This is a genomic window from Pseudomonas sp. P1_C12, assembly GCF_056406435.1.
Genome location: NZ_JBFUAE010000012.1, coordinates 1 through 26,406 on the forward strand (window position 1 = coordinate 1; position 26,406 = coordinate 26,406).

The window sequence follows — 26,406 nt, forward strand, 5'->3', positions numbered from 1 at the left end:
GAAACACGGGTTGCTGCAACCCCGGAAACCATCAAGAAGCTGATCAGCCAGGGTCATAAGGTCACTGTACAAAGCGGCGCCGGCGTCAATGCCAGCGTAGTCGACAGTGCCTATGAAGCGGCAGGCGCAACCATTGGCAGCGCCAATGACGCGTTTGGTGCAGAGCTGATTTTGAAGGTGGTCGCGCCCAGCGACAGCGAGCTGGCGCTGATTAAAAGCGGCACCGTCGTGGTGGGGATGCTCAACCCGTTCAGCAACGAAACCATCGCCAAGMTGGCTGAGTGCGGTATTACCGCCTTCGCCCTGGAGGCCGCGCCGCGTACCTCCCGCGCACAGAGCCTGGATGTGCTGTCCTCGCAAGCCAACATCGCCGGCTATAAGGCGGTGTTGCTGGCCGCTCATCATTATCCGCGGTTCATGCCAATGCTGATGACCGCTGCGGGCACTGTGAAAGCAGCGCGCGTGCTGATTCTCGGCGCTGGTGTAGCGGGTTTGCAGGCCATCGCTACCGCGAAACGCCTGGGTGCGGTGATCGAAGCGTCTGACGTGCGTCCTGCGGTGAAAGAGCAGATCGAATCCCTCGGCGCCAAGTTCGTCGACGTGCCTTACGAGACCGATGAAGAGCGTGAATGCGCCGTCGGTGTCGGCGGTTACGCCCGCCCGATGCCGGCCAGCTGGATGCAGCGCCAGGCCGCGGCYGTRCACGAACGCGCCAAGCAGGCTGACATCGTCATCACCACCGCGCTGATTCCCGGCCGCAAGGCACCGACACTGCTAAGCGCGGAAACTGTGGCCCAGATGAAACCGGGCTCGGTGGTCATCGACCTCGCGGCCGCCCAGGGCGGTAACTGCCCGCTGACCGTGGCCGATCAGGTGGTCGTCGAAAATGGCGTGACCATCGTTGGCCCRACCAACCTGGCCAGCGCCGTGGCGGCCGATGCTTCGGCGCTGTACGCCCGCAACCTGCTGGACTTCATGAAACTGTTGTTCGATAAAGAAGGACAACTGGTGATCAACCTTGAAGACGATATCGTCGCCGCGTGCCTGATGTGCCGCGACGGCCAGATCGTGCGCAAGAACGGCTGAGGATAAAAACAATGGAAGACATGCTGATCTCTCACGGTATCTACAACCTGATCATCTTCGTGCTGGCGATCTATGTCGGCTACCACGTGGTCTGGAACGTCACACCGGCACTGCACACGCCACTGATGGCGGTGACCAAYGCCATCTCGGCCATCGTGATCGTCGGCGCCATGCTCGCCGCCGCCCTCACCGTGACCCCGCTGGGCAAGACCATGGGCACCCTGGCCGTGGCCCTGGCCGCGGTCAACGTGTTTGGTGGCTTCCTGGTGACCCGGCGCATGCTGGAAATGTTCAAGAAAAAAGCGGCCAAAGCTCCGGCTGCCAAGGCCGCCGCAGTCAAGGCCGAGGTGCAGCAAGCATGAGCATGAACCTGGTTACTTCCCTGTATTTGATYGCCTCGGTCTGCTTCATCCAGGCGCTCAAGGGCCTCTCGCACCCCACCACGTCGCGSCGCGGCAACCTGTTCGGCATGCTCGGCATGGGCCTGGCGATCCTCACCACWRTCGGCYTGATCTACAAGCTSGGCGCGCTCTCTTTTGCACAAGGCGGCGCCCAAGTCGGTATCGTCTACGTGATCGTCGGCCTGCTGATCGGCGGCACGGCCGGTTCGATCATGGCCAAACGCGTCGAAATGACCAAGATGCCCGAACTGGTCGCCTTCATGCACAGCATGATCGGCCTGGCGGCGGTGTTCATCGCCGTGGCCGCCGTGGTCGAGCCGCAGTCGCTGGGTATCGTTGCGCAACTGGGTGACGCGATCCCGGCCGGTAACCGCCTGGAACTGTTCCTCGGTGCCGCCATCGGTGCAATCACCTTCTCCGGTTCGGTCATTGCCTTCGGCAAGCTGGCGGGCAAGTACAAGTTCCGCCTGTTCCAGGGTGCACCGGTACAGTTCAGTGGCCAGCACAAGCTGAACCTGCTGCTGGGCCTGACCACACTGGCCCTGGGCGTGACCTTCATGCTCACCGGCGACTACACCGCTTTCGCCGTGATGCTGGCGCTGGCCTTCGTGCTCGGCGTGCTGATCATCATCCCGATCGGGGGCGCCGACATGCCCGTGGTCGTGTCGATGCTCAACAGCTACTCCGGCTGGGCAGCGGCGGGCATCGGCTTCTCGCTGAACAACTCGATGCTGATCATCGCCGGTTCGCTGGTAGGCTCGAGCGGTGCGATCCTCTCGTACATCATGTGCAAGGCGATGAACCGCTCCTTCTTTAACGTGCTGCTCGGCGGTTTCGGCAATACGACGGATGCGGCCGGCCCGGCGGGTTCGAAAGAAGCCCGTCCGGTGAAATCCGGTTCGGCTGACGACGCGACCTTCCTGCTGACCAACGCCGACACCGTGATCATCGTGCCGGGCTACGGCCTGGCGGTCGCGCGGGCACAGCATGCGCTGAAGGAACTGACCGAGAAGCTGACCCATCGCGGCGTGACCGTGAAGTACGCGATCCACCCGGTTGCCGGTCGTATGCCCGGCCACATGAACGTGTTGCTGGCCGAGGCCGAAGTGCCTTACGACCAGGTGTTCGAGATGGACGACATCAACTCCGAGTTCGGCCAGGCCGACGTGGTGCTGGTGCTCGGTGCCAACGACGTGGTCAACCCGGCGGCGAAGAACGATCCGAAATCGCCGATTGCCGGCATGCCGATCCTCGAGGCGTTCAAGGCCAAGACCATCATCGTCAACAAGCGCTCGATGGCCAGCGGCTATGCCGGCCTGGATAACGAGCTGTTCTACCTGGATAAAACCATGATGGTGTTCGGCGACGCGAAAAAGGTCATCGAAGACATGGTCAAGGCCGTCGAGTAAACATGCTCCAGCGCCCTCCCAAAAAACCTCGGCCTTTAATAGGCCGGGGCGATTTTTGCGATACCACGCCCATGGCCTATCTGCGCAACCTGCGATTGGAGCAGGTGCATCTCGAATTGAGCAATCAAAGTCATGATGCGTCGGTAACCGATATCGCCTTCAAATGGGGCTTTGCCCATTTGGGACGTTTTGCCCAGGAATACAAAAAACGTTTTGGCGAAGCACCGTCAACGACGCTTGGATTTCGAAGCTGATATTCGATAGCTCAAACCAAAGTGACGGCGCCGCAGGGCAATGCGACTCTGCGGCTCACAATCACTCCATCAACCGACCACGGCTGACAGAAAATCAAAAGATCGCCTCGGTCTAGAGCCTTACACTGGCAAACGTCGACTCATTGCGGGCTTGACTGAGTGCCGACAACGGTCCGGACAACGGCGACAGCACCAGGGCCTGTGGCAGCGGCGTCATCGCCATTTGTTGTGTGGTGTTGGAACTTACACGCTCGTCGCGTGGCGGAATGCCGTAGTACTCGCGGTAGCACTTGGAGAAGTGCGGCGTGGACACGAAACCACAGACCGACGCCACTTCGATGATCGACATCGGCGTTTGCTTGAGCAATTGCCGCGCGCGGATCAGGCGCAGCTTGAGGTAGTAACGCGATGGCGAGCAGTGCAGGTACTTCTGGAATAGCCGCTCCAGCTGACGTCGCGAAACGGCGACGTACACCGCCAGTTCGTCGAGATCGATCGGCTCTTCGAGGTTGGCATCCATCAGCGCCACGATTTCCTGCAACTTCGGCTGGTTGGTGCCGAGCATGTGCTTGAGTGGCACGCGTTGGTGATCCTGCTCGTTGCGAATGCGCTCGTAGACGAACATTTCCGAGATGGCGGCCGACAACTCACGCCCGTGATCGCGGCTGATCAGGTGCAGCATCATATCCAGTGGCGCGGTGCCGCCGGAGCTGGTGAAGCGGTTCCGGTCGAGGGTGAACAGCCGGGTGCTCATGCTCACCCGAGGAAAGGCTTCCTGCATCGCCGCCAGGCATTCCCAGTGCACACTACAATCGAATCCATCCAGCAAGCCGGCACCGGCCAGCGCCCAGCTACCGGTGCACACCGCACCCAAGCGTTTGGACTGACGTGCCTGACTCTGCAGCCATGACACGTGTGCGCGGGTCACCGTGCGTTGAATTCCGATCCCGCCACAGACAATCACAATGTCGAGCGGCGGCGCTTTGTGCATGGCGGCGTCAGGCGTGATCTGCAGACCGTCACTGGCCCAGACTTGACCGCCATCGACTGTGAGCGTGGTCCAGCGATACAGCTCGCGGCCGGATAACTGATTCGCCATGCGCAGGGGTTCCACGGCGGACGCCAGGGAAATCAGCGTGAAATTGTCCAGCAGCAGAAAGCCGATGGATTGAGGCGCACGGTTCTGGGGTTGGGCCCCGGAGTTGAACGTCGTCATCGCGGTATCTCCTCACACAAAGCGGGTAAACGGCCTCAGGCGCAGGCTCTTTTTATTGCTCGTCCGGCGAGCTATTTGTATTTACCTGCAAAACTCACACCTGACTTCAATGAATCCTTCCATGCGTTCAAAAAACGACATGCCGATGTCTCTATCTCGATGATCGCAAGGGGTAAGGTTAAAAGCGAAGGAGATGTGGTCAACCGCTCTACTCATTGGCGGTGAGCAATAAGGTAGCGTTTTTGGGAGGGAATGGCCGAAAACGACAACTTGCTTGCTACCGACATGCACAGGTCGGTTTTCGAAAAGAACAGTGGGCGATGACGTTAGTGATTGCAGCAACCTGAAGTATGCGCCGCGACGGTGCATGGCGGCCTATACCCGGTCTTTACCAGTGGCCGCAGTGTTGCCGGTGGCCTGATGTTGTACGAAATCGCCACCGACAACGTTGGACTGGCCAATGCCGGTGCAGCGGCCCGGGCACAAGGCCCTTCGACCATCGCCAGCAACCCCGCAGGCTTGAGCTACCTCAGCGGAACACAGATCTGCGCTGGCGCTCAGGTTCTTTTTGGTGACTTATCGTTCGATAAAGACAGTGAAACCAATACACCGGGCACCGACAGTGGTAACGCGCTCAATCCCATACCGGGTGGCAGTTTCTTCATCAGCCATCAACTGGATACGCAATGGTCTATTCTGGCCACAGTCAATTGGCAGGATTGGTCGAAATTCGGCGACATCGGCATTGACGTAGACACTTCCAGAACCGGTTCACATGGACGCTAACAACGCCAGCTTGCACAAAACCAACGAGGTGGAAATGAACAGGAAGTCTAACAGGGGCTGGACAATGGCTGCGGCGGTCGTCGTCGTGGGTTCAACGCTTTTCGCGGGGTGTGCGAGCAAGAACGATCCGATCGCGCAGGCAGACAAGGCGGATGTGGCCAAGGGCGTACCTGCGCCAAGTCTCGAGCAGACCAAGGCGATCGCTGAGGAAGGCTTTATCTACGGCTTGCCGCTGGTCATGAACTACGCCGTGATGAACGAGTTCGCGGTGGACTCCAGGTCCAGCCAGTTCAAGGCCCCCTTCAACCAACTGCACAACGATCATAAGGTCGCGACGCCAGCTGACACGGCCATCATTACACCCAACAGCGACACGCCGTACTCCTTTCTCTGGGCCGACCTGCGCGCAGAGCCTCTCGTAATCACCGTGCCGGCAGTTTCCAAAAAGCGCTACTACTCGGTGCAACTGATCGACGGCAACACCTATAACTACGGTTACATCGGCAGCCGGGCAACGGCCAGCGCACCCGGGAGCTATCTGATTGCAGGCCCCGACTGGAAGGGTGCGACTCCCCCTGGCATCGACAAGGTGTTCAGCTCCACGACCCCTTTCGCACTGACGTTGATCCGCACCCAGTTGTTCAATCCAGCCGACATGCCGAATGTCGAGAAGCTGCAGGCGGGTTACAAGCTCCAGCCACTGTCCGCCTTCCTCCATCAACCCGCGCCGCCCGCTGCGTCGAAGATTGATTTCCTGCCGGCTACCACGGAAGGTATCAAGGCCAACTTCTTCGAGTACCTGTCGGCGGCGCTGCAGTATGTGCCAGCATCAGCGGAGGACAAGGAGATCCGTGCCAGGCTGGCCAGCATCGGGGTAGGCCCCGGCCGGAACTTCGAAATCAAAGACCTCTCGCTCGAGCACAAGGCCGTGGTCCTGCTCGGGATGAAGGCCGGCGACGAGAAGGTCGACAAGTTCCTCTCGAGCGGAATGAAGAATATCAACGGCTGGAGCGTCGGCGCGTTCTTCGGCGACCAGGCGTTCTACAAAGGCGACTGGCTGATGCGGGCTGGCGCCGCGAAGGCTGGTCTGTACGGTAATGACGCCGCCGAGGCGATGTACCCCATTACGCGTACCGATGGCACCGGCCAGACGTTGAATACCGGCAAGCACAACTACACGCTCACCTTCCCCGCCGGCAAACTGCCACCCGTCAATGCCTTCTGGTCGGTGACCATGTACGACGGCAAGAGCCAGCTGCTGATCAAGAATCCGCTCAACCGCTACCTGATCAATTCGCCGATGCTGTCGGCCATGAAGAAAAACGCGGACGGTTCGCTGACCCTGTACATCCAGAAGGATTCGCCGGGCAAGACCAAGGAAGCCAACTGGTTGCCGGCGCCTGACGACACGGCCTATCTGGTGATGCGCCTGTATTGGCCGAAGGCCACGCAGCCTTCGATTCTTCCCGCTGGCGCCGGTAGCTGGCAGCCGCCGGCAGTGGTGGCATCGAAGTAACGCGACGCTTGCGACTGCTTGCAGTTGGCAAGCAGTCGTTCGATTGCTCAGGCAGAGATCCAGCGGGCCCTATTGCCGAAAGGGCTGAGGCCACAGGGTCTGACCTTGAATAGCAGAATCCACTTACGACTGGGAAGCCAGGGAGTGGAATGTGCCGATCAACCTGTTCGTGACGCAATTGTTCAAAGTCGGCAAGCAGCCCATGAGCCTTCAGGTGGGGCCGCGATACTGGGCGGACAGTCCTGAAGATGGTGCACACGGCTGGGGCTTTCGGGTGGCGTACACACTACTCTTTCCTAAGTGAAACTATCCGTAAGATTCACTTTTAGCGCTCGAATGGTTGAGCGCCTGCGACTCGGTGAAATTCGAGAAGTTGCCCCCCTTGATGAGGATAGATATGAATCAAGATCATCAGGATTCCCGCCTTGGAGGGCACATCAGTGTCTAGCCATGCTGGCTGGCACGAAAATTCGCTACCCAGCCAGAAGTCAGAGGACACGTTGCTGTCATGTCAGCAGCGTTGTTTGATTTGCTGCTTATACTGACCGAGCAGTCTGTGCTTGCCATCCGTCGTGTTTCTCCTCGATCAGTGTCGCGCTCGCGTCGACAAACATCAAGAAAAACATAGCCTTACAGCAAGACAAGGAGCGTTATGAGATATCAAGTCGTGAGTAAAGGCGACATTGAATATCGCCTGATTAGCAGTTAGCTGGCCGACTCAATCATCTAATGCGAAAAATGGAGTTTCAGGTTCATGATAACCACACTACCGAGAACATTTGGCTGTGCGATGGTATTGCTCGCGTCCTTTGGATTTACGCACGCCCAAGCAGCGGACATCACTCCCGCCGAAACGAAAGCCATCGCCGAGGAAGGCTACATCTACGGTCTGCCCATCGTGATGAACTACGCGACCATGTACGACTATGCCGTGGACAAGAGCTCCGGCCAGTACAAGGCGCCGTTCAACCACATTCACAGCATGCACAATGTCTTTAGCTACAAGGACACGGCCATCGTCTCGCCGAACAGCGACACGCCGTATTCCTTGATGTTTATGGACCTGCGTAGCGAGCCGATCGTGCTGTCGGTGCCGACGGTGGAGAAACCGCGGTACTACTCGGTGCAGCTAATTGATAACAGCACCAACAACTTCGGTTACATCGGCAGCCGCACCACCGGCAGCGAAGCCGGCGATTACCTGGTGGTCGGCCCAGACTGGAAGGGTGTGACCCCGCCAGGAATCAAGAAGGTGTTTCGTTCCAGTACACAACTCCTCTTCGTGATCTTTCGCACCCAGCTCTTCAATCCGGCGGACATGCCAAACGTCGAAAAGATCCAGTCCGGTTATGCGGCCCAGCCGTTATCGGCTTATCTCAAGCAGCCCGCGCCGCCTGCCGCGCCGGCGATCAACTTTCCGAAGTTCGACAAGGACCTCGTGAAGACCGACTTCTTCAAGTATCTGGGCTTTGCGTTGCAGTTTGCCCCGGCCACACCGGATGAGGTGGCGATCCGCGCGAGGCTGGCCCGTATGGGCATTGGCGCCGGCAAGGACTTCAACTTCCAGGAACTCTCCGCCGAGCAAAAGGCCGCAGTGGTTGAGGGCATGCAGGCTGGGCATACGAAGGTCCAGAATGCAGTCAATCATCTCGGCACGCAGGTCAATGGCTGGAACATCGTGAGTTCCGGCGGTGATGCCGCGTTCTACAATGGTGATTGGCTAAAGCGTGCCGCCATCGCACAAGCGGGCATCTATGCCAACGACGCCGAAGAGGCGACGTATCCGATGGCCAAGGTCCTGTCCGATGGTAAGCCGCTTGACGGCAGCAAGCACAACTACACCATCACCTTTCCCGCTGGACAGCTCCCGCCGGTCAACGCCTTCTGGTCGGTGACCATGTACGACGGCAAGTCGCAACTGCTGATCAAGAATCCGATCAATCGCTACCTCATCAACTCGCCGATGCTACCCGACATGAAGAAGAATGCAGACGGCTCGTTGACGCTCTACGTCCAGAAGGACTCACCCGGCGCGGACAAGGAAGGCAACTGGCTGCCCGCACCGAATGATCTGATCTACATGGTGATGCGCCTGTATTGGCCGAAGACGGAAACCCCTTCCGTACTGCCTCCTGGCAAAGGCACGTGGAGTCCGCCCGAGATCGTTAAAATCAATTGAGCACCTGACGACCGGTGCAGCGGACGACGCTGGCGCGTCGCCGCTGAACCGGGGCGTTACGTCCGCTGTGATTACCCAAAGGCCGGCGGTGGCCGCAAACCGTATACCTTGTTGTTTTGGCGTTATTTGCACGGCACTCCGCATGCCGCGATTCAACGCAATTGGGTGGATACCCCTCCTCAAGAGGGGGACGGTGTGAGCACAGCCTGTTCACGATGCTCTTAACGCACCGTGTAAATCCTTCCACCGTCCAACAGAGAACAACAATGTTCCCCGGGTCGAACTCGTCGTACACATGACCACTCAATGCCTACGATGACACTCCGTCGTTCTGACCGTCGATGCTGCTGGAGCATCAAGGATCGAGCCAGGAAAGCCGGCGTCCTCAATCTCACACTTTGTTACCGCATACCCCAATCGTGTGTAAAAACCTGCTTTGGTAACAGCCTCGCAGGCTGCCTCCCCCCCTGCGCTAACCTGCCTGAAAAGCCCATCCCAGAGCGCTGTACGCGCTTTCTCAGACGCCCAATCCGCGAATTGGCCGGGTGATTGCATATGCTTGTCTGTACAAGTATCTGCGTGTGCATAAGACATGTTGCCAAGCAGTACCCGTGCTCTTGCGTCACAAGCGCTTTCGATGGTCCCAGGGAATAAAATAATGAAAAAAGCATTTCTCACCCTTTCTGCATTGGCTTTGTGTGTGGCTGCCGGTTCTGCGTTGGCCAAGGAGTACAAGGAGTTGCGCTTTGGCGTCGACCCCTCTTATGCGCCGTTCGAATCCAAGGCCGCCGATGGCAGCCTGGTGGGCTTCGATATCGATCTGGGTAACGCGATCTGCGCAGAGCTGAAGGTCAAGTGCAAGTGGGTCGAAAGCGACTTCGACGGCATGATTCCCGGCCTCAAGGCCAACAAGTTCGACGGCGTGATCTCTTCCATGACCGCCACGCCAGCACGTGAGAAAGTTATCGATTTCTCAAACGAGCTGTTCTCTGGCCCGACCGCACTGGTATTCAAGAAAGGCGCGGCCATCGGCACCGATCCGGCCTCCCTCAAGGGCAAGAAAGTCGGCTACGAGCAAGGCACCATCCAGGAAGCCTACGCCAAGGCCGTGCTGGACAAGGCCGGGGTAGAGACCCAGGCCTACGCCAACCAGGATCAGGTGTACGCTGACCTGATCTCCGGACGCCTCGATGCCTCAATCCAGGACATGCTGCAAGCCGAACTGGGCTTCCTGAAGTCGCCACCAGGCGCTGACTTCCAGGTCAGCGAGCCGGTCGAAAGCCCGCTGCTGCCAGCCAAAACCGCCGTGGGCCTGACCAAAGGCAACGCCGAGCTCCAAGCCTTGCTGAACAAAGGTATCCAGGCACTGCACGACAATGGCACCTATGCGGCCGTCCAGCAGAAGCACTTTGGCGATCTGAATCTCTACAGCGGCAAATAATGACCCTGCGCCCATTTCCGGATGGGCACTTTTTTGATTGACGTAGGGCTGCCCAATGCTAGAAAACCTCTTGATGATTCTGGGGCTGTCAGGCTTCAGCCTTAAGGGCTTCGGCCCGCTGTTGCTGCAAGGCTCCTGGATGACTGTCAAATTATCCTTTCTGTGCTTGCTGGTGAGCGTTGGCCTGGGCCTGATCGGCGCCAGCGCCAAGCTTTCGAAATCGGCACTGCTGCGCGTCCCTGCGCAGGCCTACACCACACTGATCCGCGGGGTGCCGGACCTGGTGCTGATGCTGCTGATATTCTACAGCCTGCAAACCTGGCTGACCTCGTTGACCGATTTCATGGAATGGGAATACATCGAAATCAATCCCTTTAGCGCCGGGGTCATTACCCTGGGCTTCATCTACGGGGCTTATTTCACCGAAACCTTCCGTGGCGCCATCCTCGCCGTACCGCGAGGGCAGATGGAAGCGGCTACCGCCTACGGCCTGACCCGCGCTCAGCGCTTTCGCCTGGTGGTGTTCCCGCAAATGATGCGTTTTGCCCTGCCGGGCATCGGTAATAACTGGATGGTGATCCTCAAGGCCACCGCGCTGGTGTCGATCATTGGCCTGGCCGATCTGGTCAAGGTGGCCCAGGACGCGGGCAAGAGCTCCTATCAGCTGTTCTTCTTCCTGATTCTGGCCGCCTTGATCTATCTGGTGATCACCACCGTTTCGAACTACGCCTTGCGCCGGATGGAAATCTTCTACGCCGCAGGCACCCGGGAGGCCGTGCGATGATCGAGCTACTGCAGGAATACTGGAAACCTTTCCTGTTCCAGGACGGCAATCACATCACCGGGCTGGCCATGACCCTCTGGCTGCTCAGTGCCTCGATCTTCTTCGGCTTCGTGATGTCGATCCCGCTGTCGATTGCCCGGGTCTCGACCAATGTCTGGGTGCGCTGGCCGGTGCAGTTCTACACCTACCTGTTCCGCGGTACGCCGCTGTATATCCAATTGCTGATTTGTTACACCGGCATTTACAGCCTGGCCGCGGTGCGTGCTCAGCCCGTGCTGGATGCGTTCTTTCGCGATGCGATGAACTGCACCATCCTGGCGTTCGCCCTGAACACCTGCGCCTACACCACGGAGATTTTCGCCGGGGCAATCCGCAGCATGGCCCACGGTGAAGTCGAAGCGGCCAAGGCTTACGGACTGACAGGCTGGAGGCTGTATGCCTACGTGATCATGCCGTCGGCCTTGCGTCGCTCGTTGCCGTACTACAGCAACGAAGTGATCCTGATGCTGCACTCGACCACCGTGGCCTTCACCGCGACCATCCCGGACATTCTGAAAGTTGCGCGGGACGCCAACTCGGCGACCTTCCTGACCTTCCAGTCGTTCGGCATCGCCGCGTTGATCTACCTGGCGGTCACTTTCTCTCTGGTCGGCCTGTTCCGCCTGGCTGAACGCCGTTGGTTGTCTTTCCTCGGCCCGGCTCACTAATTCAGGATGCTTGTTCATGTACAAACTGACCGTTGAAAACCTGCACAAAAGTTATGGCAACCATGAAGTCCTCAAGGGCGTTTCGCTAAACGCCAAGACCGGCGATGTGATCAGCCTGATTGGCGCCAGTGGTTCGGGCAAGAGCACCTTTCTGCGTTGCATCAACTTCCTGGAAACGCCCAATGACGGCGCCATGAGCCTGGACAACCAGCCGATTCAAATGGTCCATGACCGCCACGGCATGCGCGTGGCCGACGCCAATGAACTGCAACGCATCCGCACCCGCCTGGCGATGGTGTTCCAGCACTTCAACCTGTGGAGCCACATGACCGTGCTCGAGAACATCACCATGGCCCCACGCCGGGTGCTGGGCGTCAGCAAGAAGGACGCAGAGGATCGCGCCCGGCGCTACCTGGACAAGGTCGGTTTGCCGGCACGGGTGGCCGATCAATACCCGGCGTTTCTCTCGGGTGGTCAGCAGCAACGGGTCGCCATTGCCCGTGCCCTGAGCATGGAACCGGAGATCATGCTGTTCGACGAGCCGACTTCGGCCCTGGACCCGGAACTGGTGGGAGAAGTGCTCAAGGTGATCCAGGGGCTGGCCGAAGAAGGCCGCACCATGATCATGGTGACCCACGAAATGAGCTTTGCGCGCAAAGTGTCGAACCAGGTGCTGTTCCTGCACCAGGGGCGGGTCGAAGAGCAGGGTGCGCCCGAGGACGTATTGGGTAACCCTAAAAGTGAGCGTCTGCAGCAGTTCCTCAGCGGCAACCTGAAGTAACTAGGGGGCGCTCTCAATTAGTTTCCCTACCGCGCCGGGTCTGCTGTTGTGCAGGGCAAGGCGCGAGAAGCGCAGTTTGGTCATTCCAAATCAGCTTCGAGCAACACAGCCCTGCACAACAGCAGGCCCGGCCCTTCGGGTTGTGCCTTAAAGCTGGCCATGCTGCGTTGCAGGCCTTGGAAAGGGAACAACCATTCCCAGCGGCCTACGCCTTGCCTGGCCAGCTTTAAGGCGACAACGCGGTAGGGAAACTAATGGAGAACGCCCCCTAGAGCGCCTTCGAGCAACCGCAGGGTCGCTCGAAGGCGCTGGCTCAACCCTCAAAACGCCCACGCTCAACGTCGAGAACACCCAGTGCAACAAACAGGCGGAAATCGACTCCCCAGTTAACCGTGCCGATGTAAATCTGCCCTTGCTCCTGACTGGATGTGTGCTGGATAAACATGCGCGGGATATAACCCAACTGAATGGCTTGGCGAGTCAGGGAGAAAGCACCGGAAATCACCGCTTGAGAAGCGATGATCCCGCCTTCACCCTGGTGGTTGGCGCGGAGAATGAACAGTTGCTACCCCTGCCCTCGCAACACCGCAATATCCCTCTTGGGGGGGACGCCAAACAGACGGCTGTATTCGCGGCTGAACTGGGATGGGCTTTCATAGCCGACCTTGAAAGCGGCGCTGGATACGTCCTGGTGTTCATTGAGCATCAACCGTCTTGCTTCATTCAGTCGCAGCCATTTTTGGTACTGCAAGGGGCTCATTGCGGTGAGTTGGCGGAAGTGGTGGTGAAAGGTCGGAGTGCTCATCTGCACACGGGCTGCAAGCTCATCAATGCGAAGCGCCAAGGTGTAATTCAACTTCAACCAATCGATGGCTTTCGCGATCCGATAACCCTGGCCATCGACAGACGTTATTTGTCGAAGCCGGCTCGCCTGATCACTCTGCAGGAGACGGTAGTGAATCTCGCGCTGAATCAAGGGGGCAAGAACAGGGATGGACTCCGGCTCATCGAGCAGGGCCAATAAACGCTCGAATGAGGCCAGCATCGCTGGGGTCACTGAGCCAATTCCTACCCCCTTTGCAACTGATCGATCACGGGTTGGCGGCAGGTCACTTTGCGCTATCAGCTCAGCCAGCATGCGCAGATCGAGTTTCAAGGTCAGCCCCAGGCATGGTTGTTCCGGGCTTGCCGTCAGCACTTCTGAATTGGCAGGCAAATCCAATGAGGTGATCAGAAACCGCGATGTGTCGTAGGGGTAGCCCTCGCCACCTACCCAGAGCTGTTTCTCACCTCGGGCGACAAGGATGATGCTTGGCTCGACCATGCAAACGATGGGCGGTGCTGGATGTTCGCGCCTGAAAAAGCCGAGGCCTGCAATGGGCGTTGCGTAATCACCTGGTTTGGAGATCTGCGCGCCGATGATCTGCGCAAGCGCTTCTTGTGGCGATAACTGTTGAGGAGCGGTGTCGGGTTTGTTCGTCATATTCGTCTTGTACCTCTTCCCTGAACTCTAACTCGCCAACTCACGACCGTCCTGCAAAAAAACAGAGACTCATAGAATCAGGCAAGTAATCCAGCGCAATGCACTACAGAGGGTCTGGCCAGAGCGGGAGAATGTTCATCCGACAAACCCATCGAGGATGCTCCCATGCTTGTCAAAGCCTACGGTGCTCACGCGGGCGACAAACCCCTTGAGCCAATGCAGATCAGCCGCCGAACGCCTGCAGCCCATGATGTTCAGATCGATATCGCCTTCTGTGGCATCTGCCATTCAGATTTGCACCAAGTGCGCGCCGAGTGGGCAGGCACGCAATTTCCCTGCGTACCGGGTCACGAAATTGTCGGCCGTGTATCGGCGGTGGGCGCGCATGTCGCGGATTTCAAAGTCGGCGATCTGGTCGGTGTCGGCTGCGTCGTCGACAGCTGTAAACACTGTGATGACTGTGAGACAGGCCTGGAAAACTACTGCGACGCAATGGTCGGCACCTACAACTTTCCGACACCGGACGCACCCGGCTGGACGCTGGGCGGCTACTCGCAAAACATCGTGGTGCATGAGCGCTACGTGTTGCGCATCCGCCATCCCGAGGCACAACTGGCTGCCGTCGCTCCGCTGCTGTGCGCGGGCATCACTACCTACTCCCCTCTGCGCCACTGGAACGCCGGCCCAGGCAAGAAAATAGGCGTGGTCGGCATCGGTGGCCTGGGCCACATGGGCATCAAGCTGGCTCATGCGATGGGCGCCCACGTCGTGGCGTTCACCACCTCTGAATCCAAGCGCGAGGCGGCAAAGGCGTTAGGCGCCGATGAGGTCGTCGTATCGCGCAACGCTGAAGAAATGGCTGCACATACCAAGAGTTTCGACTTCATTCTCAACACCGTCGCAGCCCCCCACGATCTCGATGCGTTTCTGGTGCTGCTCAAGCGTGATGGGGCACTGACTCTGGTCGGTGCGCCCGCCTCACCACATCCATCGCCGAACGTATTCAACCTGATCATGAAACGCCGAACGATTGCCGGCTCGATGATTGGTGGTATCCCCGAAACACAGGAGATGCTCGATTTCTGCTCCGAGCACGGCATCGTCTCCGATATCGAACTGGTGCGGGCCGATCAGATCAATGAGTCCTATGAGCGGATGCTCAAGGGCGACGTCAAGTACCGCTTTGTGATCGACAACTCCACATTGGTTGATTGAGCGCCTCAGATTCAAGAACGCAAATGGACACCATCCAAAAGTAAGGAATATCGAATGAACAGACTCTTTCTTGCCCTGGGGCTGTTTATCGCCTCTTTCTCATCAATGGGAGCTGACATGTCTAACGGTGCTGACAACTTCTACAAAAGCGAGAAGGTCATCGCAGAAAAGGTCACCTTTAAAAACCAATACAAGATGAACGTTGTAGGGAACCTCTACATTCCTAAAGGAGTGGATCCCAAGATCAAGAACCCCGCGATCATCGTAGGGCACCCAATGGGCGCGGTGAAAGAACAGAGCTCCAACCTGTATGCCCAGAAGCTCGCCGAGCAAGGTTTCGTGACATTGGCGATTGATCTTTCGTTCTGGGGTGAAAGCGAGGGGCAGCCCCGTCAAGCCGTGTCGCCGGACATCTACGCCGAGGACTTCAGCGCGGCGGTGGATTTCCTGGGCACACGGCCTTTCGTTAACCGTGAGCGCATCGGCATCATCGGCATTTGCGGCAGCGGCGCCTTCGTCATCAGCGCGGCCAAGATCGACCCTCGACTGAAGGCAATCGCAACAGTCAGCATGTACAACCACGGCGACCTCTATCGCAAAGGTTTGGGTCATTCGACGACCCCAGAGCAGAAACGCACGGCACTCGCCGAAGCTGCAGAACAACGCTATGTGGAATTCACTGGCGGCGCTACCCAGTACACCGCCGGTGCCCCGTTGAAGCTCACAGGCAATGCGATAGGCGATGAGTTTTTTGATTTCTATCGCACTCCTCGCGGTGAAGTCACCCCTGCCGGCGCATCGCCGCAGACGTCCACCATGCCGACACTGACCACCAATGCGAAGTTCTACAATTTCTACCCGTTCGAAGACATCGAGACTATTTCGCCACGTCCACTTCTCTTTATCACGGGCGTCGAGGCTCATTCTCGTGAATACAGTGAAGATGCCTACAAGCGTGCAGCGGAACCTAAAGAACTGGTCATCGTTCCGGGCGCCAACCACGTCGATCTCTACGACCGGGTCAACCTCATTCCATTCGCCAAGTTGACCACGTTCTTCAAAAGCAACCTTAAGTAGCCCGTTCGGTGCCCTGGCCGGGCATCGCTTCTCTCGTAGCCTCGTCCTCGGGGCTACGACGCTTCGCGCAATACAGGATTCAAACAATGACTGATCACACCACCCCAGTGCCCCATAAATCATGGGGTGCCGTATTCGCCATGTCGCTCGCCGCCTTCGTGCTGGTAGCATCGGAATTCATGCCCGTCAGCCTGCTGACACCGATTGCCGCCGATCTGCATATCACCGAAGGACAAGCCGGTCAGGGCATTTCCGTTTCGGGGCTGTTTGCCTTATTCACCAGCCTTCTTATCCCGCTGGTGGCGGCGCGGGTCGACCGCAAACCGCTGCTTCTTTCACTGACGCTGTTGATGATCCTTTCTGGAACAGTGGTCGCGTTCGCCCCGAACTACTGGGTGTTCATGATCGGCCGCGCGCTGATCGGTATTGCGATAGGTGGCTTCTGGTCATTGTCGGCGGCAACCGCCATGCGCCTGGTGCCTGACGACCAAGTCACACGTGCCATGGCAATCGTCAACGGCGGCAACGCTTTGGCGACTGTGATTGCAGCACCATTGGGCAGTTTTCTCGGCGCCTTGATTGGCTGGCGCGGTGCATTCTTGTGCGTCATCCCAGTCGCGATAGTCGCTTGTGTATGGCTGTCTGTAAGCCTTCCACCGATGAAATCGCAAAGCGGTTCAGGCACTGGAAACGTCTTCAGATTGATGAAAAGCGTACCGGTCGCGCTAGGCATGGTCGCGGTCAGTGTGTTTTTCATGGGCCAGTTCATGCTGTTTACCTATTTGCGCCCATTCCTTGAAACGGTCACGCACGTCAGTGTCTCCATGCTGTCTTTTATGTTGCTCGTTCTGGGCCTGGCGGGACTTGCCGGAACCTTCCTGATTGAAGCGTTCTTGAAAAATGGCCTGCATCGAACCCTCATCGTCATCCCGATCTTCATGGCGATGATTGCACTGGCGCTTGTTTCATTCGGTAGCTCGGCGACCACCACGACCGTCTTGCTTGGCGCATGGGGACTGGTTGCGACTGCAGCGCCCGTGGGATGGTGGACATGGCTGGCGAGAACGTTGCCAGACGCTGCTGAAGCGGGAGGCGGTTTAATGGTGGCGATCATCCAACTCGCTATTGCGTCTGGCGCAACCGTTGGCGGGCTGGTCTTCGACTCGAGCGGCTATCAAGCGACCTTCGAATTGAGCGCCACTTTGCTAGGTGTGGCGGCCGTTCTTGCCTTCCTGGCTGCACGCGCAGCATCGCGGGAGCCTGTTGCATCGGTCAGCATTGCTTGAAATAACCGCAAGACACGCCAAGGCATGTCTTGTGGTTTCGGTTGAGCATGCGCTCGGAAACTGGACGTGACCGTCAGCGTGCGCTGTCGATGATTTGGCCACCGTCAGGGGTAAGACTGTAACCTGTCAGGAACTGCGCATCCTTGCTGGCAAGGAACAGCACGACCGGCGCAATGTCCTCTTCGGGTGATCCATAACGGCCAAGTGCGTTGGTGGGTGCGGGCGCATTGGCAGCAGCCCCCCAAGTGTCCGCAACCGGCATGACATTGTTCACCGTGATCTTGTCTGCGCCCCACTCCCTTGCCGCCGAGCGAGTCAAGGCACGCACCGCCTCCTTTGCCATGTTGTAAGGGGCATAACCCTGCAAGCCGATGACACCGGCCAACGATGCAAAGTTGATGACTCTACCCTCCCCGCTGGCTTTAAGGTGTGGGTAGCAGGCTTGCATCGTCCGCAGATAGGCAATCGGCCCCATTTCCAGATTGCGTTGCAATTGCTCGGCTGACAGATCGAGAACCGATGAGAAGACGGCGCAGGGGTCGAAGGCATTGTTCACCAGGATGTCGATCCGGCCATATTCAGCAACGACCTGTTCAACGGCGCCTTTGATTTGATCTGGATCGGCGATATCACAGACTACGCCGAGGGCGATGCCGCCCGCTGCCTGGATCTCAGCGACGACACCCGCGACATTTTCAGCCGTCCGTGAAACAACGGCTACTTTCGCGCCCTCTCCTGCAAACAGCTGGGCAGTAGCGCGGCCTATACCACGACCGGCGCCAGTGACGATGGCTACTTTTCCATTGAGTCGGGACATGTTGATCTCCAGTTATGTGGGGGTTATTAAATGTGTCGTTGTTACTTGCCCGTGGGGTGACTGCAATTCACGAGCAGCGTTTTGGGTGAGGAAGGAAGCGATCAGCAACACGAGGCAAATAACCGCCGGCAAGGCTCCACCAGGCTTGCGGACATTGATATGCGCAAACGCTGAGAGCAGCAGGTGATAAAGCATGCCGGCGTAGGCCAGGTCGCTAAGCGACACATTGATCCGCAACACAATGGCGACCACCGCCAGGATCTTCACTGCAATGAGCATCGGCATCAGATTGGCGGGGTAGCCGAGGTCAGCGAGTGCTTGACGAACCCATTCCCTTTTAACCAGGTACAGAGTCGCCGAGGCCAGATACAACAACGACAGCAGTGTCGTACTGATCCAATAAATGTAGATTTCAATCATGGGGTTTTCCTAAGCAAGCGTTAATGCGTCGACTTAGGTCAAAGATGTCGCCTAATATGAAAAGCGACAAGCAGGATGAAAAAGTGGTGCTTAGTATGGAAAACCAGACTATTGATGACGATCAGATCAATATGCACGAGGAAATGCGCCGTGCATTTGCGCTGCTCTCAGGCAAGTGGAAGCTGGAAATCATGTGGTTGTTGAACCAGCGAATCTATCGCTTCGGAGAACTTCGCAAGGCGATCAGCGGCATCACCCAGCACATGCTGACGGCACAACTTCGTGAACTCGAAAACGATGGCCTGGTGTCGCGAACAGTCTTCGCGCAAGTGCCCCCGCGCGTCGAATATGAGATGACGGCAAAGGCCCGTGCACTCGGGCCAACGATGGAAGCACTCGCGTTATGGTGGAGCGAGTATGGGAAAAGCGTTCCGGTGAAACCAAGCTCGCGCGGTCGTAAACCCAGAAGCAGTTAGACATTGAATGTTGTTACCCGATTAACCGCTCCCGAGCAGGTCTCCACTAATCGCCGCCAATAGCTGCGTTACCAGCCCCGGTCGACCTGACCCCGATGCGCACAAATCTACTGTATTTGGCGGCCGGCCCAATATCTACATACGGCGCCATCCCCCGCAAAAAATAGGTTCTTCACGCAATCCCGGGGAACACCGATACCTGTAGGAGCTGGCTTGCCAGCGATGGCAACTGACGGCCGACCATTTTCTTCCTGGTGTACATATTCATTGCTGCGGTAACGGCCACTTAGGGTTCCGCCCTTACGGCGGGTCACTTGGAAGAGCGGAACGCCGCCCGGCCCCAAGTAACCAAAGGCTCTTGCCCCTGACGTTCGGTCTCACGAGGGGGCGTGCACCGCAACAGCACCGCGAGGCGAGGCGAGCTAACGCTCGACCTCGTTGTTTGGTGGTGCACGCGTTCCCCGGGATTCCGTGAAGAACCAAAAAATAGCGGGTGATGACGTTTCAGAATGACCCGATGCGCAGACGTCATTACCCATACTTGAGGGATGTTTTTCGCGCCTGCGAGCTTCGATCAACTGGCTGTTTTGCCATGGAGATCGCGGGAAGCGCCTTCGAGGGTTTTCCATAAGCTGCGCATTGTAGGGTTCTCATTGGTGATGGAGCAGTAGGAGCGTATCTCCAGTCGCGTGCTCCATTCATCACCACCCGCTTTCACCAACTGACCTCGTTGAAGCTCGTCAATGACAGCGCTTTGTGGCAACCATGCCACCCCATAACCCTCGACTGCCATTCGCATCAGCAGCATTGTCATATCCGCCTCGTAGCAGCGCTCCAGCATGCATGCAGTCGGGCCATTCTTTATGACGATGTCGGCAACACGACCTAGAAAAGTCGTAGCTGTATAAGCGAGGTGAGGAACTGTTTTGCTGGAGGTGCCCGGTAAGGGATACAGCGAATTCCCATCGCTATTAGGAGCGCACACAGGGATAAACGCGTCATGACCCAAGGTCAAACTCCCGAACTTTTCCGAATCGAGAAGAATGGGCGCCAAGGGGTGATGATAGACAATCATCAGATCACAACTCCCCTCCTCCAGAGATATGACCGCGTCGTGGATGTTGGCGGCAACGACCCGCGCATTGAATTGCTCATTGTGCTGCTGAAACTGCTTCAGCCATTTCGGCAGGAATGTCATCGACAGACTGTGGCCGGCAGTGACCTGGATCGATCGCCCTGGCATCCGCTCTACCTCGCGAAGGCTTGAGCGCAGCCTCATTAGCCCCGCCAATGCCTCGCGGCTTTCTTCACAAAATGTGCGGCCAGCAGAGGTCAGTTGGACAGGATAGGTGCCACGATCCACCAACTCCGCACCTACCCATTCTTCAAGTGACTTTATACGCCTCGACAAAGCCGACTGGGTCACACAGCGAACCTGCGCAGCCCGAGAAAAATTCTTCCACTCCGCGACCGCCAGAAGATCATCCAGCCATTTGATTTGCATACCGACACCTCATGCCCCGAATGAGCAGTGTACTGCGCACCAGTCAGGGCGAAGCAGCAGTTTCGAAAACTATTCCAAAAGCGCATGAGGCTATCGGGATTACTCATCACGCCCTTCCAAGCCGGACCCTAGAATCGAAAACGTTGGTGCGAGGCCACAGAGCTTCGACCGAATGACACTTGTCTCCTGCCAAGTAAAAAAAGCAAAAAAACCACTTGAGGAAAGCTCCGTGAAGAAAAATAAACTTCCGCGTCGGATCGCAATTGGCATCGCCTTGGGCGTGCTTGTCGGTTGGGCCTGCCACCACCTCGCAGGGAGCGAACAAAGCGCCAAAGAGATCGCGTCTTACTTCTCGATGGTCACCGACATATTTTTACGCATGATCAAGATGATCATCGCGCCTCTGGTGTTCGCCACCTTGGTTGGCGGCATTGCCAGCATGGGAAACTCCCGCTCTGTTGGGCGCATAGGCCTGCGAGCCATGGCCTGGTTCGTCACCGCTTCGGTGATCTCGCTGGCAATCGGCATGGGCCTGGTCAACCTGTTCCAACCCGGCGCAGGACTGAACATGGAGGTCGTCCAGCATGCGGCGAGCCCCGTGGTGAACACCGGGGATTTCAGCCTCAAGGTTTTCATCAGTCACGTGTTTCCCCGCAGCATTGCTGAAGCCATGGCCAACAACGAAATCCTGCAAATCGTGGTGTTCTCGTTGTTCTTCGGGTTTGCCCTCGCTGGTGTGAAGCGAGCGGGTTACACAACGATTGTCGATGGCATCGAAGAGCTGGCCAAGGTGATGTTCAAGGTCACGGACTTCGTCATGGCCTTCGCGCCAATCGGCGTTTTCGCAGCCATCGCCTCGGCGATCACCACTCAAGGTCTTGGCTTGATAGTCGATTACGGAAAACTGATTGCCGAGTTCTACCTGGGCATTGTGATTCTGTGGTGCGTGTTGTTCGCTGCCGGCTACCTGTTCCTGGGGCGCTCAGTGTTTAGCTTGGGCAAGCTGATCCGCGAACCTGTTCTGTTGGCATTTTCCACTGCCAGTAGCGAGTCCGCATATCCGAAAACCATGGAGGCACTGGAGAAATTTGGTGCGCCGAAACGCGTATCCAGCTTCGTTCTACCGTTGGGGTACTCATTCAACCTTGATGGTTCAATGATGTATCAAGCGTTCGCCATCATGTTCATTGCTCAGGCCTACAACGTCGACCTGAGCTTCACACAGCAACTGCTCATATTGCTGACGCTGATGATCACCAGCAAGGGCATGGCGGGTGTAGCTCGAGCATCGGTGGTTGTGGTGGCGGCGACATTACCCATGTTCAACCTCCCCGAAGCCGGCATCTTGTTGATCCTTGGCATTGACCAATTCCTTGATATGGCCAGGACTGCCACCAACGTGGTTGGCAATAGCATCGCGACGGCCGTGGTTGCCAAATCAGAACCACATGAAGAGGCTGAAGACGCGCCCGGCACTGAGTCTCCGCTCCCAATTCATACTGTAGCCACCGCGTGAGAACCTAAACATGAAACGTAAATCGAAGCCGTCCAGCGGGTCATCGTTTGCTCGCAAACTAGGTATCGTCGGCGGGCTTGGCTCACTGGCCGGCGGCGATCTTTTCTACAAACTGGTGAAATCCAGAGCTGTTCTGGAGGATCAAGGTCGCTATCACTTCCTCTTTGAGCAACACCCCTTCAAAGACGTCCTGATGCCCCTGGATCGGGGTGCCAGCATGACCTCCAGAAAGTTCTACGTATTTCAGGTTTGCCAGACGTTCGAGGCCAGCGAAGTCAATGCAGTTTTACTGCCTTGTTTTGCCAGTCACACCTTTCGTGAGGAAATCCAGGAGGAAATTGGCATACCCGTTCTGGATATGATGGAGGCGTTACGCAAGCACGTGGATCATGTCGCTGAATGCGGCAGTACGTTGGGAATCATCGCGTCTGACTATGTTCGGCACTCAGGGCTGTTTGAGCGCTATTTCGGCAATGACTTCAAGCTCGTTTATCCAAATGATAACGAGCAGTCCGGGTTGATGGATGCGATGTATGGCGTTAATGGCATCAAGGATGGTTACCTTGACGGTGTACCTCTGGAGTGTGTCTATCAGGCCTGCCTTTCGCTTCAGGATCAGGGGGCCGCAATCATCCTGCCTGGCATGACTGAGCTCTCGTTGGTCTGCGGTGATCTTCAACGGCGTGGCTTGACTGTCCTGGATATCAACGAGATTTATGCCACTTTCGCCACCTTGGAGAAAGGCCAGTCGACCCGTCCGCCATTCAAGCTTGGGATAGTGGGTGGTGTTGGGCCAGCGGCAACGGTTGATTTCATGGGGAAGGTTGTTGCGCACACACCGGCAGGTCGCGATCAGGAACACATCAAAATGGTGGTCGAACAAAACCCCCAGATCCCCGATCGCACAGCCAACCTGCTGTATGACGAAACCGACCCGACGATGGCGATGTACGCAACGTGCAAGCGACTGGAAAGCGCCAGCGCCAATGCCATAGCGATTCCGTGCAATACAGCTCATGCATTTGTTGAGCGCATCCAGGCGCACCTGCGTGTACCAATAGTGAATATGTTGACTGAGACGGTTGAGGCTATCGTTCAGCGATACGGTGCTGGCAAAACCGTAGGGCTGCTAGCGACGTCCGGCACAATTAAAAGTCAGGTCTATCACGTGGCTGCCCGGCGAGCAGGACTTCAAATCATCACCCCTGGCATTGAATACCAAGCGTTGGTGATGGAGTCGATTTATGGAGACCACGGAATCAAAGCGGGTTTCACAGACGGCATCTGTAAAGACCAGCTCTTGATCGCCGCAGAGCACTTGTGTGAACTGGGCGCTGATGTGCTAATCCTGGGTTGTACGGAGCTACCTCTGGTGCTTGAGCATAGCGAATCCTACATGATCAAAAATCATGAGGTTGCATTGGTCGACCCGACAACCATTTTGGCATTGAAGTGCATTGAGCTTGCCCGTGAAAATACGGTCAAGCCTTCCAGTCACTAATCAAGCAACAGGTATAGTTTGATTGGAGCGGAGCTTCGTCAGAAAGGTGTCCGTAGGCGCACCCTGACTCCCACCAAACTAGATGCCCTACGCTGCTATAAAAAAGAAAGGCCCTTATCGGGCCTTTTTTGTACTCAAACCAAAATCACTTGGTCAGCCAGAACTCAACGGTCGCGGAACTGTGCAGAGCTTTCACAGCATGCAACTGCCCATTCAACCGAATTACAACGAATATGAAATACCGACCTGCACCGTTCTCGGCGCCCCTGGATAAGCGTAAACGTTGCCGAACGCCCCCTCCTCATAATCTTCGTCCGTCAGGTTTTTCACATCCAGATTCAGTCGGATTTTTTCGTTGACCTTGTAGTAGCTCAGTAGATCGACAACGGTGTAGTTGCCCATCGAAAACGCCGTGTTGGCGGTCTGCCCTGCGCGCTCATCGACGTACTTGAGACCGGTGCCAAGCCCTAGTCCCTTGAGGGCACCATCCTGGAACTCGTAGACGTTAAGCAGGCTGAAGCTGTTCTGCGGAATATTCATCAGTCGGGTGCCGGACTGGATGACATTGTCCTTGATCACTTCGGCATCGACATAGGCGTAGCCGCCAATCACCCGCCATTGCGGCGTCAGGTTGCCGGCGATGTTCAGGTCGAAACCACGGCTGCGCACCTCGCCTGCCGCCACAGTGAACGTCGAGTCCACCGGATCGGTGGTGAGTACGTTGCGCTTTTCGATCTGGTAGATCGCCGCGTCGACACTCAATTGACTGTCCAGCGCTTCCCACTTGATACCCAGTTCATACGACTTGCCCTTTTCCGGTTCGAAACCACCGCCCTGGCGACTGGCACCGGTGTTGGGCTTGAACGAGCGAGCCGTATCGGCATAGATCGCCACGGTGTCGGTGAGGTCATAGGTCACCCCAACGCGCGGGGTCACCGCATTGTCGCTGGCCTCCCAGCTTCTGCCGCCCGGCACAAAGGTTTGGTAATCATGCTCGAAGCGCTCGAAACGGGCCCCGGCCAATACTCTCAAACGCTCGGTCAAGGCCACCTGATCCTGGACGAATGCCGCGTAGGTCTTGAGGTTTTCCTTGTCGTTGGTCGGGGTTCGGGTCAAGGCTGGATGAGGTTGGCCATACACCGGGTTGAAGATATCGATCGGGTAGGCACTCACGGCCCCGCTGGAGCGCTGGATGATCGACTTGTAGTCGTAATCCTCGTACTCGACGCCGGTCAGCAGGGTGTGATCGAAACCGCCTGCGGTGAAATGTCCTGTGAGGTTGAGTTGGGTGTCCTTGTCCGTCCACTCCAGCTTGCGGTAGTTGAAGTTACGGCCCAGGGTGCGCCCGTCTGCGGCCACACCGTTGGCTTCGACCGCATTCCCCTCGAGGGTGCCGTCGAGCCATTGAAAACCGCCGCCCAATGTCCAGTTATCACTGATCAGGTGCTCGAAACGCAGCTGCGCCATGTTGTTGTCGTTGTGCAGTTTGCCAACGTCTTTTTCACCGAAGAAGGTGTCGCGAGAGGCTATGCCGATTTGATTGGGAAAGTGCGTCACGCCGCGATCCAGCGGGTGATTGTTGCGCATGAAATCCCCCTCGAAGATCACCTTGGTGTCGTCGTCGACCTGCCAGGCAAGTACCGGAGTGACGCCGTATCGTTCGGTTTCGACATGATCTCGGAAGGTATCGCCGCCCTCTCCCACCACATTCAAGCGATAGGCCAAACGGCCTTCTTCATCCAGCGGGCCGGAGGCATCCAGAGTTCCGCGTTGCATTCCCTGGTCGTCGAGTTGGCTACCCAGCGTCACAGTGGGCTCGGCCAGAGGTTGTTTGGAGATGATGTTGAACGTGCCACCTGGATCGCCTCGGCCATAGAGCATGGTCGCAGGCCCTCGCAGAACTTCGAGCCTTTCGATGGTGTTCGCATCCGGCATGTTCGGATAGCCACGGTTGATCGGGAACCCGTTGCGATAAAACTCCCCGGTGGTAAATCCACGCACGGTAAATGTGGTCAGGCCCTGGCCGCCAAAGTTGTTGGCCCGCCCCACACCACCGGCGTAATCGAGCGCGTCCTGCAATCGGGTGGCACTGATGTCTTCCACGACATCCTTGGTCACTACACTGATGGATTGAGGCGTCTCGTGGATCGACGTGTCGGTACGCGTTGCACTGGATGAACGCGTCGCCCGGTACCCGTCGACGGGCCCCAGGGCGGTTTCAAAGTCAGCTGTGCCAACGATGTCGGTTGCTTGCAACTCCAGACTGGCTTTATCGGTTGTGGCGCCCTCTGCCCAGGAGGAAGCGGAAAACGCATGAATCACACAGATAGAAACCAGAGTACGACGCATCTAGGAAACCTTGAAAAAATAGCCAAATGGGACGGCATACGTGCCAACAAATCGAGGCGTATGGTATACCGCATTATCAGCTTTTGATACGTATTCGCATTTGTATTTTCTGAACGCTACCTACGGTTGCACAAATCGCTAATCAAGCAATTCCAGAACACATCGCTTGAAGACCCTATGACGTAAAAAAGGGCCCTCGAAG

The 26,406-nt window shown here is 57.3% G+C and carries 21 protein-coding genes and 4 pseudogenes; 18 read left to right on the plus strand and 7 right to left on the minus strand.

Annotated features, from left to right (window positions below; genetic code table 11):
* From AC1D19_RS19995 to AC1D19_RS20010, 4 genes and pseudogenes are all read left to right on the plus strand, one after another.
* Positions 1-1,086 (plus strand): Re/Si-specific NAD(P)(+) transhydrogenase subunit alpha (locus tag AC1D19_RS19995; RefSeq protein WP_477764284.1); only part of this gene is annotated, 1,086 nt, incomplete at its 5' end.
* Positions 1,087-1,097: 11 nt separating this feature from the next.
* Entirely contained in the window at positions 1,098-1,448 is a 351-nt protein-coding gene (locus AC1D19_RS20000; RefSeq protein ID WP_046042645.1) for an NAD(P) transhydrogenase subunit alpha part 2, read from the plus strand.
* Complete coding sequence (locus AC1D19_RS20005; RefSeq protein WP_477764285.1) at positions 1,445-2,896, plus strand: NAD(P)(+) transhydrogenase (Re/Si-specific) subunit beta; 1,452 nt, start codon at positions 1,445-1,447, stop codon at positions 2,894-2,896. Before AC1D19_RS20000 ends, AC1D19_RS20005 begins: the two co-directional genes overlap by 4 nt.
* 59 nt (positions 2,897-2,955) lie before the next feature.
* Positions 2,956-3,150, plus strand: a pseudogene (locus AC1D19_RS20010) (helix-turn-helix transcriptional regulator); the annotation flags it as partial.
* A 112-nt stretch (positions 3,151-3,262) separates the two neighbouring features.
* Here AC1D19_RS20010 and gbdR read toward each other — a convergent pair.
* A complete protein-coding gene (gene gbdR / locus AC1D19_RS20015; RefSeq protein ID WP_477764286.1) occupies positions 3,263-4,366 on the minus strand; it encodes a choline metabolism transcriptional regulator GbdR in 1,104 nt (367 codons plus the stop codon).
* 363 nt (positions 4,367-4,729) lie between these two features.
* Between gbdR and AC1D19_RS20020 the strand changes: the two are divergent.
* The 8 genes and pseudogenes from AC1D19_RS20020 to AC1D19_RS20055 form a co-directional block, all read left to right on the plus strand.
* Positions 4,730-5,122: pseudogene (locus tag AC1D19_RS20020) on the plus strand (outer membrane protein transport protein); the annotation flags it as partial.
* Between the two features lie 94 nt (positions 5,123-5,216).
* Positions 5,217-6,668: a DUF1254 domain-containing protein gene (locus AC1D19_RS20025; RefSeq protein WP_477764415.1), complete on the plus strand. Its 1,452-nt coding sequence runs from the start codon at positions 5,217-5,219 to the stop codon at positions 6,666-6,668.
* Positions 6,669-6,783: 115 nt separating this feature from the next.
* Positions 6,784-6,972, plus strand: a pseudogene (locus AC1D19_RS20030) (transporter); the annotation flags it as partial.
* 486 nt (positions 6,973-7,458) lie between these two features.
* On the plus strand, positions 7,459-8,847 hold the full coding sequence (locus AC1D19_RS20035; RefSeq protein ID WP_477764416.1) for a DUF1254 domain-containing protein: 1,389 nt from the start codon (positions 7,459-7,461) through the stop codon (positions 8,845-8,847).
* Positions 8,848-9,505: 658 nt separating this feature from the next.
* The gene (locus tag AC1D19_RS20040) at positions 9,506-10,288 is read left to right on the plus strand and encodes a transporter substrate-binding domain-containing protein (protein ID WP_477756848.1); all 783 of its coding nucleotides are present in this window, start codon (positions 9,506-9,508) and stop codon (positions 10,286-10,288) included.
* A gap of 55 nt (positions 10,289-10,343) precedes the next feature.
* The gene (locus tag AC1D19_RS20045) at positions 10,344-11,072 is read left to right on the plus strand and encodes an ABC transporter permease (protein WP_477764287.1); all 729 of its coding nucleotides are present in this window, start codon (positions 10,344-10,346) and stop codon (positions 11,070-11,072) included.
* Entirely contained in the window at positions 11,069-11,779 is a 711-nt protein-coding gene (locus AC1D19_RS20050; protein WP_477764288.1) for an ABC transporter permease, read from the plus strand. Before AC1D19_RS20045 ends, AC1D19_RS20050 begins: the two co-directional genes overlap by 4 nt.
* A 16-nt stretch (positions 11,780-11,795) precedes the next feature.
* Positions 11,796-12,560: an ABC transporter ATP-binding protein gene (locus tag AC1D19_RS20055; RefSeq protein WP_046031503.1), complete on the plus strand. Its 765-nt coding sequence runs from the start codon at positions 11,796-11,798 to the stop codon at positions 12,558-12,560.
* Positions 12,561-12,936: 376 nt separating this feature from the next.
* Here AC1D19_RS20055 and AC1D19_RS20060 read toward each other — a convergent pair.
* A pseudogene (locus tag AC1D19_RS20060) lies at positions 12,937-13,083 on the minus strand (KUP/HAK/KT family potassium transporter); the annotation flags it as partial.
* A gap of 42 nt (positions 13,084-13,125) precedes the next feature.
* Complete coding sequence (locus tag AC1D19_RS20065) at positions 13,126-14,043, minus strand: AraC family transcriptional regulator (protein WP_477764289.1); 918 nt, start codon at positions 14,041-14,043, stop codon at positions 13,126-13,128.
* A gap of 165 nt (positions 14,044-14,208) precedes the next feature.
* Here AC1D19_RS20065 and AC1D19_RS20070 point away from each other — a divergent pair, with 165 nt between their 5' ends.
* The 3 genes from AC1D19_RS20070 (at position 14,209) to AC1D19_RS20080 (ending at position 17,621) form a co-directional block, all read left to right on the plus strand.
* Positions 14,209-15,258, plus strand: coding sequence for an NAD(P)-dependent alcohol dehydrogenase (locus AC1D19_RS20070; protein ID WP_477764290.1), 1,050 nt, complete (start codon positions 14,209-14,211; stop codon positions 15,256-15,258).
* 54 nt (positions 15,259-15,312) lie between these two features.
* Positions 15,313-16,335, plus strand: coding sequence for an alpha/beta hydrolase (locus AC1D19_RS20075; RefSeq protein WP_477764291.1), 1,023 nt, complete (start codon positions 15,313-15,315; stop codon positions 16,333-16,335).
* An 86-nt stretch (positions 16,336-16,421) separates the two neighbouring features.
* Positions 16,422-17,621: an MFS transporter gene (locus AC1D19_RS20080; protein WP_477764292.1), complete on the plus strand. Its 1,200-nt coding sequence runs from the start codon at positions 16,422-16,424 to the stop codon at positions 17,619-17,621.
* Between the two features lie 73 nt (positions 17,622-17,694).
* Here AC1D19_RS20080 and AC1D19_RS20085 read toward each other — a convergent pair whose 3' ends face one another.
* Positions 17,695-18,438, minus strand: a complete 744-nt coding sequence (locus tag AC1D19_RS20085) for an SDR family NAD(P)-dependent oxidoreductase (RefSeq protein ID WP_477764293.1) — start codon at positions 18,436-18,438, stop codon at positions 17,695-17,697.
* 12 nt (positions 18,439-18,450) lie between these two features.
* Positions 18,451-18,858 (minus strand): DoxX family protein, encoded by a 408-nt coding sequence (locus tag AC1D19_RS20090; protein ID WP_477764294.1) that lies wholly within the window; start codon positions 18,856-18,858, stop codon positions 18,451-18,453.
* A gap of 56 nt (positions 18,859-18,914) precedes the next feature.
* On the opposite strand from AC1D19_RS20090, the gene AC1D19_RS20095 reads away from it, so the two are divergent.
* Positions 18,915-19,334 (plus strand): winged helix-turn-helix transcriptional regulator, encoded by a 420-nt coding sequence (locus AC1D19_RS20095; protein WP_477764295.1) that lies wholly within the window; start codon positions 18,915-18,917, stop codon positions 19,332-19,334.
* Positions 19,335-19,908: 574 nt separating this feature from the next.
* Here the strand turns inward: AC1D19_RS20095 and AC1D19_RS20100 are convergent.
* The gene (locus AC1D19_RS20100; protein WP_477764296.1) at positions 19,909-20,838 is read right to left on the minus strand and encodes a LysR substrate-binding domain-containing protein; all 930 of its coding nucleotides are present in this window, start codon (positions 20,836-20,838) and stop codon (positions 19,909-19,911) included.
* A gap of 229 nt (positions 20,839-21,067) precedes the next feature.
* On the opposite strand from AC1D19_RS20100, the gene AC1D19_RS20105 reads away from it, so the two are divergent.
* On the plus strand, positions 21,068-22,354 hold the full coding sequence (locus AC1D19_RS20105; protein WP_477764297.1) for a dicarboxylate/amino acid:cation symporter: 1,287 nt from the start codon (positions 21,068-21,070) through the stop codon (positions 22,352-22,354).
* A 10-nt stretch (positions 22,355-22,364) separates the two neighbouring features.
* Complete coding sequence (cuyB, locus tag AC1D19_RS20110) at positions 22,365-23,855, plus strand: cysteate racemase (RefSeq protein WP_477764298.1); 1,491 nt, start codon at positions 22,365-22,367, stop codon at positions 23,853-23,855.
* 222 nt (positions 23,856-24,077) lie between these two features.
* Here the strand turns inward: cuyB and AC1D19_RS20115 are convergent, their stop codons facing one another.
* Positions 24,078-26,204 carry a TonB-dependent siderophore receptor gene (locus AC1D19_RS20115; RefSeq protein WP_477764299.1) on the minus strand — a complete coding sequence of 709 codons (2,127 nt, stop codon included), beginning with the start codon at positions 26,202-26,204 and terminating at the stop codon, positions 24,078-24,080.
* Between the last annotated feature and the right edge of the window lie 202 nt (positions 26,205-26,406).